The organism is Paenibacillus sp. FSL F4-0236 (genome assembly GCF_038000135.1).
Taxonomy (GTDB): Bacteria; Bacillota; Bacilli; order Paenibacillales; family Paenibacillaceae; genus Paenibacillus_AQ.
In genome coordinates this window covers 3,170,968-3,185,025 of record NZ_JBBOBK010000001.1, presented here as the reverse complement: position 1 = coordinate 3,185,025, position 14,058 = coordinate 3,170,968, and the positions used below count along the sequence as shown (strand labels likewise).

13 protein-coding genes and 1 other annotated feature are annotated in these 14,058 nt (G+C 41.9%); of the genes, 8 read left to right on the top strand and 5 right to left on the bottom strand.

Annotated elements, in window-relative coordinates:
• The first annotated feature begins 18 nt into the window (after positions 1-18).
• On the top strand, positions 19-435 hold the full coding sequence (locus tag NSQ29_RS14490; protein ID WP_076282844.1) for a hypothetical protein: 417 nt from the start codon (positions 19-21) through the stop codon (positions 433-435).
• 158 nt (positions 436-593) lie between these two features.
• Entirely contained in the window at positions 594-1,358 is a 765-nt protein-coding gene (locus NSQ29_RS14485; RefSeq protein ID WP_341126769.1) for an exodeoxyribonuclease III, read from the top strand.
• Positions 1,359-1,424: 66 nt separating this feature from the next.
• Here the strand turns inward: NSQ29_RS14485 and NSQ29_RS14480 are convergent, their stop codons facing one another.
• The gene (locus tag NSQ29_RS14480; protein ID WP_341125416.1) at positions 1,425-2,867 is read right to left on the bottom strand and encodes a serine hydrolase domain-containing protein; all 1,443 of its coding nucleotides are present in this window, start codon (positions 2,865-2,867) and stop codon (positions 1,425-1,427) included.
• An 86-nt stretch (positions 2,868-2,953) separates the two neighbouring features.
• Positions 2,954-4,090 carry a VanZ family protein gene (locus tag NSQ29_RS14475; protein WP_341125415.1) on the bottom strand — a complete coding sequence of 379 codons (1,137 nt, stop codon included), beginning with the start codon at positions 4,088-4,090 and terminating at the stop codon, positions 2,954-2,956.
• 149 nt (positions 4,091-4,239) lie between these two features.
• On the opposite strand from NSQ29_RS14475, the gene NSQ29_RS14470 reads away from it, so the two are divergent.
• On the top strand, positions 4,240-4,587 hold the full coding sequence (locus NSQ29_RS14470; RefSeq protein ID WP_042187563.1) for a hypothetical protein: 348 nt from the start codon (positions 4,240-4,242) through the stop codon (positions 4,585-4,587).
• Between the two features lie 166 nt (positions 4,588-4,753).
• Positions 4,754-5,986 (top strand): aminopeptidase, encoded by a 1,233-nt coding sequence (locus NSQ29_RS14465; RefSeq protein ID WP_042187565.1) that lies wholly within the window; start codon positions 4,754-4,756, stop codon positions 5,984-5,986.
• A gap of 191 nt (positions 5,987-6,177) precedes the next feature.
• Here NSQ29_RS14465 and trpS read toward each other — a convergent pair whose 3' ends face one another.
• Positions 6,178-7,173: a tryptophan--tRNA ligase gene (trpS, locus tag NSQ29_RS14460; RefSeq protein WP_341125414.1), complete on the bottom strand. Its 996-nt coding sequence runs from the start codon at positions 7,171-7,173 to the stop codon at positions 6,178-6,180.
• A gap of 102 nt (positions 7,174-7,275) precedes the next feature.
• Positions 7,276-7,559, bottom strand: a binding site (T-box leader).
• A gap of 201 nt (positions 7,560-7,760) precedes the next feature.
• Here trpS and NSQ29_RS14455 point away from each other — a divergent pair.
• Positions 7,761-8,186, top strand: coding sequence for a hypothetical protein (locus tag NSQ29_RS14455; RefSeq protein ID WP_076282838.1), 426 nt, complete (start codon positions 7,761-7,763; stop codon positions 8,184-8,186).
• Positions 8,187-8,242: 56 nt separating this feature from the next.
• Here NSQ29_RS14455 and NSQ29_RS14450 read toward each other — a convergent pair whose 3' ends face one another.
• Positions 8,243-8,611 (bottom strand): winged helix-turn-helix transcriptional regulator, encoded by a 369-nt coding sequence (locus NSQ29_RS14450; protein ID WP_042187569.1) that lies wholly within the window; start codon positions 8,609-8,611, stop codon positions 8,243-8,245.
• 224 nt (positions 8,612-8,835) lie between these two features.
• On the opposite strand from NSQ29_RS14450, the gene NSQ29_RS14445 reads away from it, so the two are divergent.
• From NSQ29_RS14445 to NSQ29_RS14435, 3 genes are all read left to right on the top strand, one after another.
• On the top strand, positions 8,836-9,372 hold the full coding sequence (locus NSQ29_RS14445) for a sigma-70 family RNA polymerase sigma factor (protein WP_076282837.1): 537 nt from the start codon (positions 8,836-8,838) through the stop codon (positions 9,370-9,372).
• Positions 9,365-10,486 carry a DUF4179 domain-containing protein gene (locus NSQ29_RS14440; protein WP_341125413.1) on the top strand — a complete coding sequence of 374 codons (1,122 nt, stop codon included), beginning with the start codon at positions 9,365-9,367 and terminating at the stop codon, positions 10,484-10,486. The genes NSQ29_RS14445 and NSQ29_RS14440 overlap by 8 nt, the downstream gene beginning before the upstream one ends.
• 186 nt (positions 10,487-10,672) lie before the next feature.
• Positions 10,673-12,244 (top strand): ABC-F family ATP-binding cassette domain-containing protein, encoded by a 1,572-nt coding sequence (locus NSQ29_RS14435; RefSeq protein WP_340969077.1) that lies wholly within the window; start codon positions 10,673-10,675, stop codon positions 12,242-12,244.
• A gap of 2 nt (positions 12,245-12,246) precedes the next feature.
• Here the strand turns inward: NSQ29_RS14435 and NSQ29_RS14430 are convergent, their stop codons facing one another.
• On the bottom strand, positions 12,247-14,052 hold the full coding sequence (locus tag NSQ29_RS14430; protein ID WP_341125412.1) for a cache domain-containing sensor histidine kinase: 1,806 nt from the start codon (positions 14,050-14,052) through the stop codon (positions 12,247-12,249).
• Between the last annotated feature and the right edge of the window lie 6 nt (positions 14,053-14,058).

Sequence of the window (14,058 nt, the reverse complement as noted above, 5' to 3'; positions counted from 1 at the left end):
TGAAAGGAAGTGTTAAGAATGGCGTCAATTATTGATTATGGTTCTACGTTTTTAACTGTTGATGGTCCAGTATTGGCGGTTGGTGTTGGTCAAGGAATAACTACTACCTCTGTATTTCTTGATCCGGCTAATCCTGCAACTTATCGTTCGAGAGTTGAGCTAAAAGCGAGTTTCGGTGTTGATAGTTTTTCATTTACAGATGATATTCGCGTAGATATTTACAGAGGTGCTACAAAAGTATACAGTAGCCCGCTCAATCGATTCTTCGAACCTGGTAACAACCTTCAGATTGTAAACGTGCTTGCTGTGGATGGTGGACTGCCGGGAACTCAAATTTATACACTGGGTGTTCTATTTGCTAATAGTAATAATGCTGGAAGTGTAATTCAAATAAAAGGCCCAATTACATTCACAGCTACAGCAATTGGTCTATAAGTTAGCTAGCGTATGAATTAACCAAAAGCTGCACCAATTCTCCGCAATGGAGAGAGGTGCGGCTTTTGCTGCTATACATATCCCGTCAGCTCACTATAGTGATATAATAACCGCAGTAATAGTACAACTAAAGCAAAATGCAAGGAGAAAAGCCGATGATAAAGCTGGTATCATGGAATGTTAATGGCCTTCGGGCATGTGTCAAAAAAGGGTTTAATGACTATTTCAAAGAAGTAGATGCGGATATCTTCTGTGTTCAAGAAACAAAGCTTCAGGAAGGGCAAATTACACTGGAGCATGGCGAAGAATACGATCAATATTGGAATTACGCAGTGAAGAAGGGCTATTCCGGTACGGCAATATTCTCTAAAATCAAGCCGATCTCTGCGAGATATGGGATGGAAGAAGATGAAGAAGCAGAAGGCCGGATCATTACATTAGAGTTCGAACATTTTTATCTGGTCAACGTCTATACGCCTAATGCCAAACGAGATCTGTCTCGATTGGCATATAGAATGGAATGGGAGGACCGTTTCCGTAATTATCTCTTAGAACTGGATAAGCGTAAACCAGTTGTTGTCTGTGGAGACCTAAATGTTGCCCATGAAGATATTGATATCAAGAATGCAAAGGCTAACCGTGGGAACTCCGGTTTTACGGATGAAGAGAGAGGGAAAATGAGTACACTGCTTGAGTCGGGCTTCATAGATACGTTCAGATATCTTCACCCGGAGCTTGAGGGAGTGTATTCATGGTGGTCTTATATGCCGAAGGTGAGAGAGCGGAATGTGGGCTGGCGAATTGATTATTTTTTAGCTTCTTCTAGACTTGCACCTAATGTAATTGATGCCCAAATTGATTGTCAGATCTTGGGTAGTGATCATTGCCCAGTCATGTTGAAGCTAGCTGATTTTTCGGAATAAAAAAAGGGATATAAGGCCGCTAAGTTCCTGCATAGGACAAAGCGGCCTTTCTATTATTAACTATACCTATTGTATTCTTCCGATAATATCATCGAATTCAAGCGGTCCCATATTCACATTAATCCGCTGCTTAAGGATAAGCATGTTCTCTAGAATATTAATATCAAGTGTAATCAAGAAAGGCATTTCAACAAATAGCAAGGACAACTGAAGTTGATCTTCTGCAGTCCAAGTAAAGCTGGACATAATCCGGTTCATGAAAGGCTCCAGGATGAGTGCAAAGCTTTCGAGCCATTGTCCTCGGCCTAATGGAATGACATTCTTTTCACCAAGTTTTGTTATTAAAGTAACTTCAGCTTCATCATTGTTGAAAGTGATAGAGATAGTAGCTAGTGAAAATTGGTTGTCATCTAGTGTATAGGTTATACCATTCAATTGATCTTCTTGAAAAGATGACCGCTGCAATTGTGGAGGGTCTATCGATAAGTTTTTTAATTGGTCTGCCAATTTGGCTACTAATGCTTGTTCTTCCAGAAGAGGGACATCTTTCATATTGGGTAATAAATGCTCCCACACTGCATTCAAAATACCTTGAATACTATTTGAAGCGGCAGTAATAGCAATTACCGCATCCTGATCAGGAAGAACAACGCAGAGTTGTCCGAATGCGCCATCGGCGCGGTAGGCTCCGTGTTGGCATCTCCAGAATTGATAACCATATCCGAGCGCCCAGTCATGATCGCCTTCGCCATTGGAAATGTGTTTGGAAGTTGCTTCATTAATCCACTGTTCAGGCAGGATTCGTTGATTATTCCAGATCCCTTTTTGTAAGTAAAGCTGGCCGAATTTAGCGATATCCTCTGTGGTTATGCTTAAGCCAAATCCCCCCGTGTTAATTCCACGTGGACAAGACTGCCAAGTTGCTCCGTGAATACCGAGCGGAGCGAACAGACGCGGTTCTAGATATTCTAGCAGTGTTTGGCCAGTAACTCGTTGAAGGATCGCGGACAGCATGTAAGTGGCGCCGGTATTATATAGGAAATGTGTACCTGGTTGTTTCTCCACTGGGACTGAGAAGAAAGCTTTAACCCAATTCCCGTCTGCACTTTTATGAAGTGTGTCCATAGTATCCACGACATGCCCGGTACCCATCATCAATAGATGTCTGATTGTCATGTTGGATAGATTGTCAGTGATAGTCGCAGGAGCCTCTTCAGGGAAGAAGGAGATGACTGAATTGTCGAGTGTGATTAGCTTTTCTGTGACCGCAATCCCGATTGCCGTTGAGGTGAAGCTTTTGCTAAGGGAAAATAGCATATGTGGAAGATCGGACTTATAAGGAGACCACCAGCCTTCAGAGACCACATACCCATGCCTAAGGATCATGAAGCTATGCAGACCTAAGCTTTGTGTCTCTACTGCATCAATAAAGCTGGATATTGCGGCTGATGATATGCCCTGCTCTTCTGGAAGACTTCTAGACAACTGCAAGCTACTTGTAGTTTCCATTCATTCATCTCCTAAATTTTGAGAATCCTTGCCTTCCTATTCTATAATAAATTCCATTGTATAAATACTATATAAAATGAAGATTTTTAATCCTCTAAAGAGCTGCTGTTGGAGGCATCGGTATGCAATCTTTTCTCAGGCCATGAAATAACATGCGAGGTTCGGCTTAATTTCTCATAGATTAGCTGGTCATCTTTTTTGAATACCTTAATGATTAAATGAATAAAGAAAACTAAATCGACCAGTAGAACAATGAGATAAGCGACCGTTCTCAATGGTGAAGATAGAAGCCCCGTCACATCAGAATCGATAACAATCGCGTGAAGTCCAAGTATTACCCAATATAACAGACCATATCGGATCATAAGCGCCCAGAAAGAAGCCCGATTACCTCTGTTCGTTACCCGAATACGTACAATCCATTTGCCTAAGGTCCGCCCACCAGTAAAAGCTGGAATCAGGATGAAGTAAATCCCTGTTACAATCCAGAAAGCACTTTTTATATCGAATCCATAAAGTACACCAAACCCAATGATCCACACCATACTATCGATGAAAAAAGCAATCCCTCTGCGGGTATAGGAGACTCTTTTGGCAGAACGATCGATATTCGTATCCAGTTGTTCTATGCGTGGCAGTAACCCGTTTATCCAGATAGAAATTCGGAATCCAAAGATCCCTCCCAGCGTGTTGGTTATAAGATCATCGACATCAAATAGACGGTAGGGATGATCAAAAAAGCCGTAGATGCCTGTAACCTGAGTGACCTCAAAAGATAACGAAAGTATGAAAGACAAGAGAATACACATTCCCCAGCGCGTTCGGAAATAGTAGCCCAGAAACAATCCAAACGGCACGGTCAAAGCGATGTTAAATATCACCTGTAAAAAAGCAGGCTCGCGCAGTAATGACCAATACGTTGAAATCTGATCAGGTATGATCTTAGAGCCATCTATAATATCTTGTATGAATTGAAGAGGGACGAGCTGCATCATACTTCCCGAAGGTGCCATATTATGTCTTGAGGAAGGCATCGGAAGCAAAACGAGAAAATAAGCGTTCATCAGATAGAGCAGCAATAAGTATAGGATTAAAGCTCTAAGCTTATGGATGTAGCCGTGTCTACGGTATTGAACGATTAGAAAAGGGAGTGTGAAGATCAATGCCGCTATAGGAAACATCATAAAGGCATAAGAAATTGGGAAAAAGTAAGAATGAAACATAAGTCACCTGCCGAATCATTGTTTTTGTGGAATAATGTAGTTTGCTGCAAACTAGCGTTCCCGGCTCATTATAAAATTTTATGATAGGGAACTCAACTTATTTATTTAGCGCTTCCGGCATACATATGTCTATAGAGGAGCGTGAAGTGATGGAGAAAAAGGTGCAGCAGTATTATCGACTGAAGCAAAAGCAAAAGGAAATTGAAAAAGAGTTAGCAGAGCTTCGGCAGGATATTCTAAGCTATTGTAGTGAGCAGGGGGCTACCGAGACTGAAATCGGAAGCTACAAAGTGAAGTTAGTGATGCAAAATCGCAAAGAATATGATGATCTCAAGTTATATGAAACCCTATCAGACCCCGAAGTGTGGCGTATGCTCTCCAAATCAGATCCCGCGAAGGTAGCAAGTTTGACCAAGCTTAACGTAATCTCTGAGGACAAGATTATGCATACCTATTCTTTAAAGACCGTAACGTTGCTGCAAGTGGATAAAAAATAAGGATTTACGTGAGCGGTTCCTTTCATGGGGGCCGCTTTATTATATCGAATCGCAACTCTTAGCATTTTGCGTTAAAATAAGAAGTGAAGCTGACCGTCTGCTGTTAAGGAGCTCCGGTGCTTTGGTGCGACAGTAAAGCAACCATAGAGATGGAGGAAGAGAATTCATGAAAGATTTTGATGTCATGTTAGAGAAATATGCGAACCTGGTTGTAAAAGTAGGGGTAAATGTACAGCCTGGACAAGTTTTGATGGTGCATGCACCTATTGAAACGGCAGAGCTTACTCGCTTGATTGTAAGTAAAGCCTATGAAGCAGGTGCTAAATATGTAATCGTTGATTGGGACGATGAAGCGACTACACGTATTCGTTACGAAAAAGCCCCAGAAGATTCCTTCGATTACTATCCACAGTGGCAAGCAGAAATGATGGAGAAGTTTGCGGAAGAGAACGGCGCCATCTTACATATTAAAGTACCAGATCCGGAATTGTTCAATGGTATTGATTCTTCCAAAGTGTCAAGAGCAGTTAAAGCGGCAGCTGTTGCTCGCAAAAACTACTCCAAATATACTCGTAATAGCAAAATTAGCTGGTCTCTCGTTAAGGCTCCAACGCGTGCTTGGGCGAACAAGGTGTTTGCTGATCTTCCAGAAGAAGAGCGAGTAGAGGCTATGTGGGAAGCGGTGTTCCAGATGAATCGTGTAGGTAGCGAGGATCCAGTTGCCGCATGGAGAGAGCATATCGGTCAATTGAAAGAAAGTCAGGATAGAATGAACGCTAAGCGTTATAAAAGCCTGCATTACCGCGCTCCGGGAACGGATCTGCATGTGGAGCTTCCAGAAGGTCATCTATGGCGTGGAGGCGGCGGAGAGAATGATAAAGGTGTGTATTTCGTGGCTAATATGCCAACGGAAGAGATCTATTCTATGCCACATCGTACAGGTGTGAATGGTACAGTTAGAAGCACACTTCCTTTGAATCTGAACGGACGTTTGGTAGAAGGCCTTTCTTTCACATTTAAAGATGGAAAAGTAGTAGCATATGAAGCTGAATCCGGACGTGAGCATCTGACTTCGCTGCTGGCAACGGATGAAGGTGCATCCTATTTAGGAGAAGTAGCTTTAGTCCAGCATGATTCTCCAATCTCTCGCTTGAACCGAATTTTCTACAATACAGGGATTGATGAGAATGCCTCCTGCCATTTCGCGTTGGGAAGTGCCTATCCTGTCAATATTGAAGGCGGCACAAAGCTTACGAATGAAGAGCTTGTCGCACGAGGTGCTAATGTCAGCTTAACGCATGTCGATTTCATGATCGGTTCGGCAGAACTGGATATTGATGGAGAACTTGCGGATGGCACGATTGAACCGGTATTCCGTAAAGGGAATTGGGTGCTGTAAGGAATACATTTAAGGTCGTAACCTCGCTTAGGGGGTTACGGCCTTTTTCTTTGATGAAAGGATTTATGTTATAGAAAGTATTTTTATGTAGAAGCGAAGATATCCATATTAAATAATATTTTCTTATAAAAACAGCCGGCGCTCTCTTCAATAGAGAGTCCGGCGTTTTTTATTGCCCTTAGAGATCAGTTTTATTTTGAAAAATAATTAAGGCCCATAGCCTCGCGTACTTCGGACATCGTTTCTTGAGCAATATCGCGGGCACGCTTAGTTCCGGATAATAAGATATCCTCAACAACCTTGGGTCTGGCAGCATAATAGGAGCGACGCTCACGCATTGGTTCAATTAGCTGGTCTAGAGCTGTCGTGATAAGCTGCTTACAGGCAGAACAGCTTATACTGCCACTTTCGCAGCTATCGTGAATTTCTGGGGCGCCATGCGAACGAACAGCACGATGATAAGCATAAATGGGACAAATATCTGGATGCCCAGGATCATTTTTATGAACACGGGCTGGATCAGTTGTGGCTTTACGGATCTTGAAGGTGATCTCTTCTTTCGTAGAGTCCAGCTCGATAGCATTGCCAAGGCTTTTACTCATTTTAGCATTGCCGTCTGTTCCTACTAGTCTTGGCGTCTCGCTGATGAGCGCTCTGGGCTCCACAAGGATGGGGCTGTACAGTTCGTTGAATCTACGTACGATTTTGCGGGTCAACTCCAGATGGGGAAGCTGGTCTTCTCCTACAGGAATAATCGTCGCTTTACAAAAGGTTATATCCGCAGCCTGGCTAACTGGATAACCTAGAAAACCATAATACAATTCATCTAAGCTGGAATTTTTCGATTCGGCTTTAATCGTGGGATTATGCCGTAAAGAATTCACAGTAACAAACATGGAGAATAGGACGGTCAGCTCAGCGATCTCAGGAACCATAGATTGAATAAATAGGGTTGCTTTATCTGGATTTATACCCGCCGATAAATAGTCCAGTGTGATTTCATTCAAGTTTTGACCTAGTAGTTGAGGGCGATCAAAGTGAGTCGTTAGGGCTTGAATATCTGCTAAAAACACAAAAGTATCATATTGCTCCTGTAGAGCCACTCGGTTCTGTAAGCTGCCCACGTAATGGCCAAGGTGCAGCTTTCCAGTCACTCGATCTCCAGTTAATACACGTTTTTTTATCATTTGAATTCCTCCTGTTTTGTTGCTTCTGACTAACATTGAGTCGCCACCACCAGCCATCATCCATGGCCATCACCTCCTTTAAATGACAAAAAAACCTCATCCAATAAGGACGAAGTTGTCGTGGTACCACCTTAAATGATCGCGCAACCAGGTTTCGTTAGTATTACGATCTTCTCTTACCGGTACGGAGAAGGTCTGAGACAATCTCGATACAGGTCCCTTGATAACGGCGGGAAACCCGGCTTTCCCTACAACATCAGCTAAGATGGTTCGGAAGAGCAACTCTAAAGGCCATTCGATCAAGCGCTGGACACCGGTTCGCAGCAGCCACCGGCTCTCTGAAGTCCATGTTCGATTGTCTACTTACCCTTTGTCTGCGTTGTTCATGATATTTTGGTAATTGTAATTCTGATGAGTGAGTTTGTCAATGGTTGGAAATTAGATGATGATACAGAGCATCTAGGTTTATATGATCTAGCAAAGTATCACTTAAATGTATATTATCATCAGCAATTAAGTCCAATCTATCATTGTTGATTCACAATATAATAATGTATAACCTTGTAATTGGAATGGAGTGATGATAAATGGCGACAAATATAAGTTATGGTTCACAGGCAAAAATTCCCTTAGACCCGTTTAATACTGTTACAACGGTTGCAGGGATTCCTGGAGCTGGAGCGGGTCTAGCCACGGCGCAAGTAAATATTAGTCCGGCTAATCCGGCCTCTTTCTCCAGCAGAGTCGAGTTAAATGGTAGTTTTAGTCTTACTGCACTTGCTAATAGCCAATTTCTTGTTTTAATCCGACGTGCTGGAGTCGATATTTATAGCTCCTTTTTTCGTTTTACTACAACTACTGATATTCAATTAAATGTTCAGTGGGTTGATGGTCCTTATATTGGAATCCACAACTATGAATTGGTAATTCAGAATGATAGCAACTTGCCTATAAATCTATTTGGACCCATATCATTCACAGCAACTGCTATAGGTGGAGATGGCGTAATTTAAGTTATGGGACAGTTAAATCGATCTGATTTAACTGTCCTTTTTTCTTGGGGTAAAATTTATTTATTTAAAATGTTGTCCTCTAAAACAGCATATTTATCGCCATATTGCTTAATGATATGTTGTTCTCCCCAATTACATAGAGAAGTCAAAATGTCGCTTAAACTATCACCATACTCACTAAGCTCATATTCCACTTTGGGTGGAACCTGATTGTATACGATCCGGTTGATAATTCCATCGGCCTCAAGTTCGCGTAGTTGCTGGGTTAACATTTTTTGAGTAATTCCGGGCATTAACTGTTTTAGTTCCGATGTTCGTTTTTTGCCATGAGTTAAATGACACAAAATTACGCATTTCCATTTTCCTCCAATTACTTCGAGTGTGGCCTCAACAGAAATATTGTATTTTTTCTTGATAGTTGTCATGATATCCTCCAATGTATAGGTACTTTTTAGTACCTATGGTACTTTTAAGTGCGTACTATTGATTATGTCCGATTTTACTAATCATAACATTTATCGTTCTTTTTTTATAGAATGTTATAATTTTAAGTGCTCAGTCCCAAAAAAGTTAATATAAAAAAAAACCGTTTCTATACCCTCCCCGTCTTAATCTATGAGAGGTTTAGGAGAGGGGGCTAAGGAAGGATATGACGATGACTAATGCAGAAATGAAGAAGGTAACGATTCTTGATTCTAGGAGCGAGACGGATTTCTACGATTCTATATTGGTACATAGAGAACAACTATACAGTATTGCCTATAGCTACTTGCGTAACCGGAATGATGCGCTTGAAGCGATGCAGGAAATGACTTGCCGGGCCTGGATCAAAAGAAAAACATTAAAGGATCCAAAAGCGTTTAAATCATGGATCATTCGGATCCTGATTTATGTCTGTATAGATGAACAAAGACGTAGAAAGCGTTCTATGCCGCTTGTAGACGAGAGAATAGGAGAGCGGATTACGCACATTGGCCATCATCGGATGGAAATGCTGTGGGCACTCGAACAGGTTAAACCCAAGTATCGCCATGTGCTGCTGCTTAAATACTACAACGATATGACCTTACATGAGATTGCTAACATACTGGATAAACCTGAAGGAACGGTCAAGACATGGCAGCATAAAGGACTCAAGCAGTTAAGAACGATCATTAAGAATCGGGGTGATTGGAACCATGAGTAGTCAGGAGGAGCTTGCCATGTTAATCGATGCTGAACGGATCCCACAGGAGCAAAAAATGGAGAGTGCAGCCGCACAAATCTATGCCATTCAAGCAGGACTCGAACTAGGTAAAAAGCGCGGAAAAAAGCTAATGTTCGCTAGAAGCGCTATGGCTGTACTGACTGCATCTGTTTTGATTGCAGGTTTACTCTTCTTCAATCCAACCCAATTGATGCCACAGCAAGCCTCTACAAGTATTGAATCAAGTGATTGGGGTGTGTTGGAACCTTTTAAGAAGCTGGCTGAATCTGATGTTGATGCCCTTACGTTAGAATCTGCTATTCGAAACGATTATGTGCAAATCGTGAATAAGAGCGCTGAGAAAAACGGATATAAGATCACTCTAAATGCTGTAATCGCTGATGAAAATAAAATTATACTGCTATATACAGGGACTACAAGTGGTGGTCAGGAAATTTACAATGTGAATAGTGTATGGCTTACAGATGCTGTGACGGGACAAAGTGTAGTGGATAAAAATGGGGGTAGAGGTGGGATGGGTTTACATGCTGTGGATAGTATTTATACATGGCTCGGAAAAACTATCTATCCACTAGATAAGGATAAAGCATTTCCAAAAGAGGTGGTGGCGAATTTTCAGATCGCTTCAGTGGATCCAGGAATGCTAGCAAAACCAAAAACGGGAACGGATCTAGCTGACATGCGCTATTCTGATCGTTTAAAGGTGAGCTTCGCTATTGATCCAAAATTCTGGGAACAAAAGACCGAGACGGTAGTTATAAATCAGCCTTTTATGATTGACGGGCATGAAGTGAATTTTGCACAAGTGGAGCTTTCTCCATTAAGTATAGTAGTCAAATATACGCTAAGTGAGGATTTAAAAACTAATTGGGAGATCAGGAATGAGTTATTTGGAAAGACCCCCAGTGAGTTGACATCGCGGGTTGGGAAGCGCGAATTGAAAAATAATTCGATTGGCGGAAGTGGCAGTGAGGATGGATTTATAAGTAACTTTAGCAGCAACGTATTGGATCAACCCAAATTCATTCGTTTGAAACTTGATGCGGGGCCTGATCGCGAGAAAGAGGAGTATATTGATATCTTGAAAAAATAAGCAGCAAGTGATGAGAGTGAGAATGTGATGGGATTCGTAATGCAGAAAAAGGTCCGCTGACAGCGACCTTTTTTTGTTTTCTAGAAGATTAAATATGATTATAAAGTCCTTTTTAAAATAGTGCTATAATAGCTCTTTGAGTGTTCTGAGCTGTATTTTGATCTATATGAACTAGGGGTGATAGATTTGAGCGTAATCCGTATGGAGAACGTAACTAAGAAATATGAGAATACTTTGATTTTTCGAGATATATATTTTCGAGTTAGCAAGGGTGAGCGGATTGGGTTAATCGGACGAAATGGTGCGGGGAAGTCTACTGTTTTTAAACTGATGATGGGAAAAGAGGAGCCAACAATAGGGAAAGTAGAGTTAGATCCCAATGTGAAGATCAGTTATTTCTCTCAATTCTCGGAGCTTTCCGGCTCCTTGTCTGTACAGCAAGAGTTAGAATTGTGCTTTGAGCAGGTAGCGCTTATCGAACAGGAGCTTAACCAAATCGGGGAACAGCTTGGACAAGTGACGGATGATGACCAGATGAATACACTTTTAGAGCGGCAAGCAGCGCTTTTTGAACAAATGGATCATTTAGATGGCTGGAATGTATCTGTAGAAATCAACACTGTTCTGACGAAGTTGGGCTTCAATGAAAGATCACGGCATCAACCTGTTGATGAGTTATCAGGAGGCTGGAGGAACCGTGCGGCACTGGCCAAAGTCTTAATTGAAATGCCCGACGTCGTATTGCTCGATGAGCCTACTAACTTTTTGGATATCGAAGGGATCGTATGGTTGGAGCAGTGGCTGCACCGTTTTAATGGGGCGATGATTCTCGTCTCCCATGACCGGCAATTTATTGACAGAGTAGTCACGCGGACAATAGAAATCGAGAATTATCATTTTCAGGAATATGAAGGCAATTACACCGACTATGTTCGTAAAAAGAAGATGCGCAAAAAGGTGCTTGATCGTCAATTCGAGTGGGAAGAAGAGCTTCTACTTATGGAGTCGGAAGCCATTGAAACCCGCGGGAACAAAAAGTCCTCGAAGGATCGTCTATCACGTAAACTGACAGATATGAAAAAGCGTGTGGAGCCTCATCCAGTGAACGTACTGATCACCGATATCTACAGCAATTTACGGTTTCCGGACAAGCTTGGTGAAGTGAAGGGAATTGGACAAAGCTATGATGGTCGGACGATATTCCAGAACATTAGCTTCGATATTCAAAAGGAAGATCGGATAGCTATTGTGGGGCCTAACGGAAGTGGGAAGTCGACGCTCATAAAGGTATTGACTGGGCAAGAAGAGCCTGAAACGGGTGGTGTGACTTGGGAACGTGGGATCAGTTACGCGTACTTCAATCAGATGTGGGACGAACTCGATGTTAAGGATACAGTCAGTCATGCCGTAAATGTGTACGGGCTGGGACTCGATGCTCCGCGGAAAAAAGTGAATAAATTTCTATCGATGCTACAATTCTCGGAAATGGATCTGAGCAAAACGATCGGCAGTCTGTCAGGTGGACAGCAGGCCAGAGTAGCGTTAGCGAAATGCCTTCTCTCTGGCGCGGCTGTTATTATTTTGGATGAGCCAACGAATCATTTAGATTTGACGAGTATTCAGGTGATGGAGCAAGCACTCATTCATTTCCCTGGAGCCGTAGTTACCGTCAGTCATGACCGCTTCTTCATCGATAAAATTGCAACGAAAATGCTTACCTTCGATCCTGAAGCAGGAATCACTGAGCAGAATGTTTAGGATTATGCTGGCAGTCGGATGATCACGGTCGTCCCTTCACCTACTTGACTGGTGATTTCAATCCCATAGGCTTCACCAAAATGAAATTGAATACGATCATGAACATTTTTTATACCAATATGATCTTCATCTAGGGTGTCTGATGGTTGAGAGAGACGAAGACGTAACTGTTTAAGTTTCTCTTCATCGATACCAATTCCGTTATCTTTAACGATAATTAGCATGTTATCCCCCGAAATCATCGAGGAGACTTCAAGGAGACCCGGTTCATTTCGACACTCCAGTCCATGGACGATAGCATTCTCAACGATGGGTTGAAGGGAAAAGTGCATGACTTTAATTATTTCGGTATTAGGTTCTAGCTGTTCAATATATTGAATTTTGTCCCCGAAACGTAATTGTTGGATTTTTACATACAGCCGGACGTGTTCAAGTTCTTCTCGCAGGGTTACGGTTATCTTTCCGGTCTGGATATGAATCCGAAACAATCTACCTACAATCCCCACCATTTCGCCAATCTCTCTTTGCCCATTAATGATAGCTTTCATTTGAATAGATTCAAGTACATTCGCAAGGAAATGTGGATTGATTTGGCTTTTAAGGGCGCCGTATTGAGCTACTTTTTGCTGTGCTTTGGCCATAGAAGATCGCTCGATATAATTTTGCAGGTCTTTCACCATTTTTCGGATTCCATTGTATAGAACACCAAACTCATCTTGACGATTACTATACAAATCCACATCAAAGTTCCCCATCCCCACCAGCTTAACCTTTCGGCTTAAAAGAATAATAGGCTTAGTGACACGCTCCGATAGGATATACATGAATAAGATCGCAGTGACAAGCGACAAGAGCGCTAATGTTAAAATGATTTTTCCGAGAAAAGTGGCTTGCTTAGTCATCTCTTTTTCATCTATATACTGTATGACCTTCCAGTTGGAATAGGGAGACGTAACAAAGTTAATGTACGAGTCTTTATCATCAAAAGTACCATAAAAGCTTCCCGTATCATTGTTCATGAAAGTATTAAGCGCCTGAGGTTCTATAGGGATAGGTTGTAAGGGTGAGGTCTCCAAGATGTCAGAGCTGTAAACACTACCGCCCTTATCGTCTAAAATAATGAATTTTCGTTTGCTATTCTCCGAGAGCTTTAAGATTTCACGTAATGAATCCAATCGGATATCGATTAACATGACGCCAATGGGCTGCTTGCTTCCTTTTTTATTAATGACTCGGGCAATAGAAATGACGGATTGTTTGGAATTGGTGCGATAGAAGGGGACATGGCTGCCAAATAGAATCACTCCGCCTTTTTTCTGCTGGGTCTGTAAATACCAATCCTCCTGGGTATAATCCTTCACATCATAATCCGCACGATTGAAATTGGCAGAGTAGAACACACGTGATCCCGAAAAAATCTGCACACTATCAACATTTTTAATCGTCATCTCAATCCCGCTGATGAAATGCTCAATCGTGTTTCCATACTGAATATTCAGGTCATTTCCGACGTCGTCTTTATGGATCGTCCAATGCTCAAGTGCGGTTTGGAGCTGGCTATCTACCTGTGCGTTCAGTGTACCTTTATCAATACTTTGAAGATATTGGTCAATGTTGAACGAGAGGTTATTAAGGATCAGATTTGAGCTGCTCTGATATTCATTTTTGACGGCTTGGTTTGAAAAGATATAGATGATTGCGGATATGATCAGGAGTGGAATGGTAATGGTCAGGATCATCAGCATGAAAATTTGACGATTGACATGTCGCATCCGGTAGCGTCTCTTTGGTTGCTCAATCTGCATCATTTTAGG

Bases quoted from the DNA above. Each gene is read 5' to 3' on its own strand.
- NSQ29_RS14450 (WP_042187569.1), bottom strand. From the start codon at position 8,611: ATGACAACTATCAAGAAAAAATACAATATTTCTGTTGAGGCCACACTC.
- NSQ29_RS14440 (WP_341125413.1), top strand. From the start codon at position 9,365: ATGAGTAGTCAGGAGGAGCTTGCCATGTTAATCGATGCTGAACGGATC.
- NSQ29_RS14465 (WP_042187565.1), top strand. From the start codon at position 4,754: ATGAAAGATTTTGATGTCATGTTAGAGAAATATGCGAACCTGGTTGTA.
- NSQ29_RS14490 (WP_076282844.1), top strand. From the start codon at position 19: ATGGCGTCAATTATTGATTATGGTTCTACGTTTTTAACTGTTGATGGT.
- NSQ29_RS14455 (WP_076282838.1), top strand. From the start codon at position 7,761: ATGGCGACAAATATAAGTTATGGTTCACAGGCAAAAATTCCCTTAGAC.
- NSQ29_RS14430 (WP_341125412.1), bottom strand. From the start codon at position 14,052: ATGATGCAGATTGAGCAACCAAAGAGACGCTACCGGATGCGACATGTC.
- NSQ29_RS14470 (WP_042187563.1), top strand. From the start codon at position 4,240: ATGGAGAAAAAGGTGCAGCAGTATTATCGACTGAAGCAAAAGCAAAAG.
- NSQ29_RS14445 (WP_076282837.1), top strand. From the start codon at position 8,836: ATGACGATGACTAATGCAGAAATGAAGAAGGTAACGATTCTTGATTCT.
- NSQ29_RS14475 (WP_341125415.1), bottom strand. From the start codon at position 4,090: ATGTTTCATTCTTACTTTTTCCCAATTTCTTATGCCTTTATGATGTTT.
- NSQ29_RS14480 (WP_341125416.1), bottom strand. From the start codon at position 2,867: ATGGAAACTACAAGTAGCTTGCAGTTGTCTAGAAGTCTTCCAGAAGAG.
- trpS (WP_341125414.1), bottom strand. From the start codon at position 7,173: ATGATAAAAAAACGTGTATTAACTGGAGATCGAGTGACTGGAAAGCTG.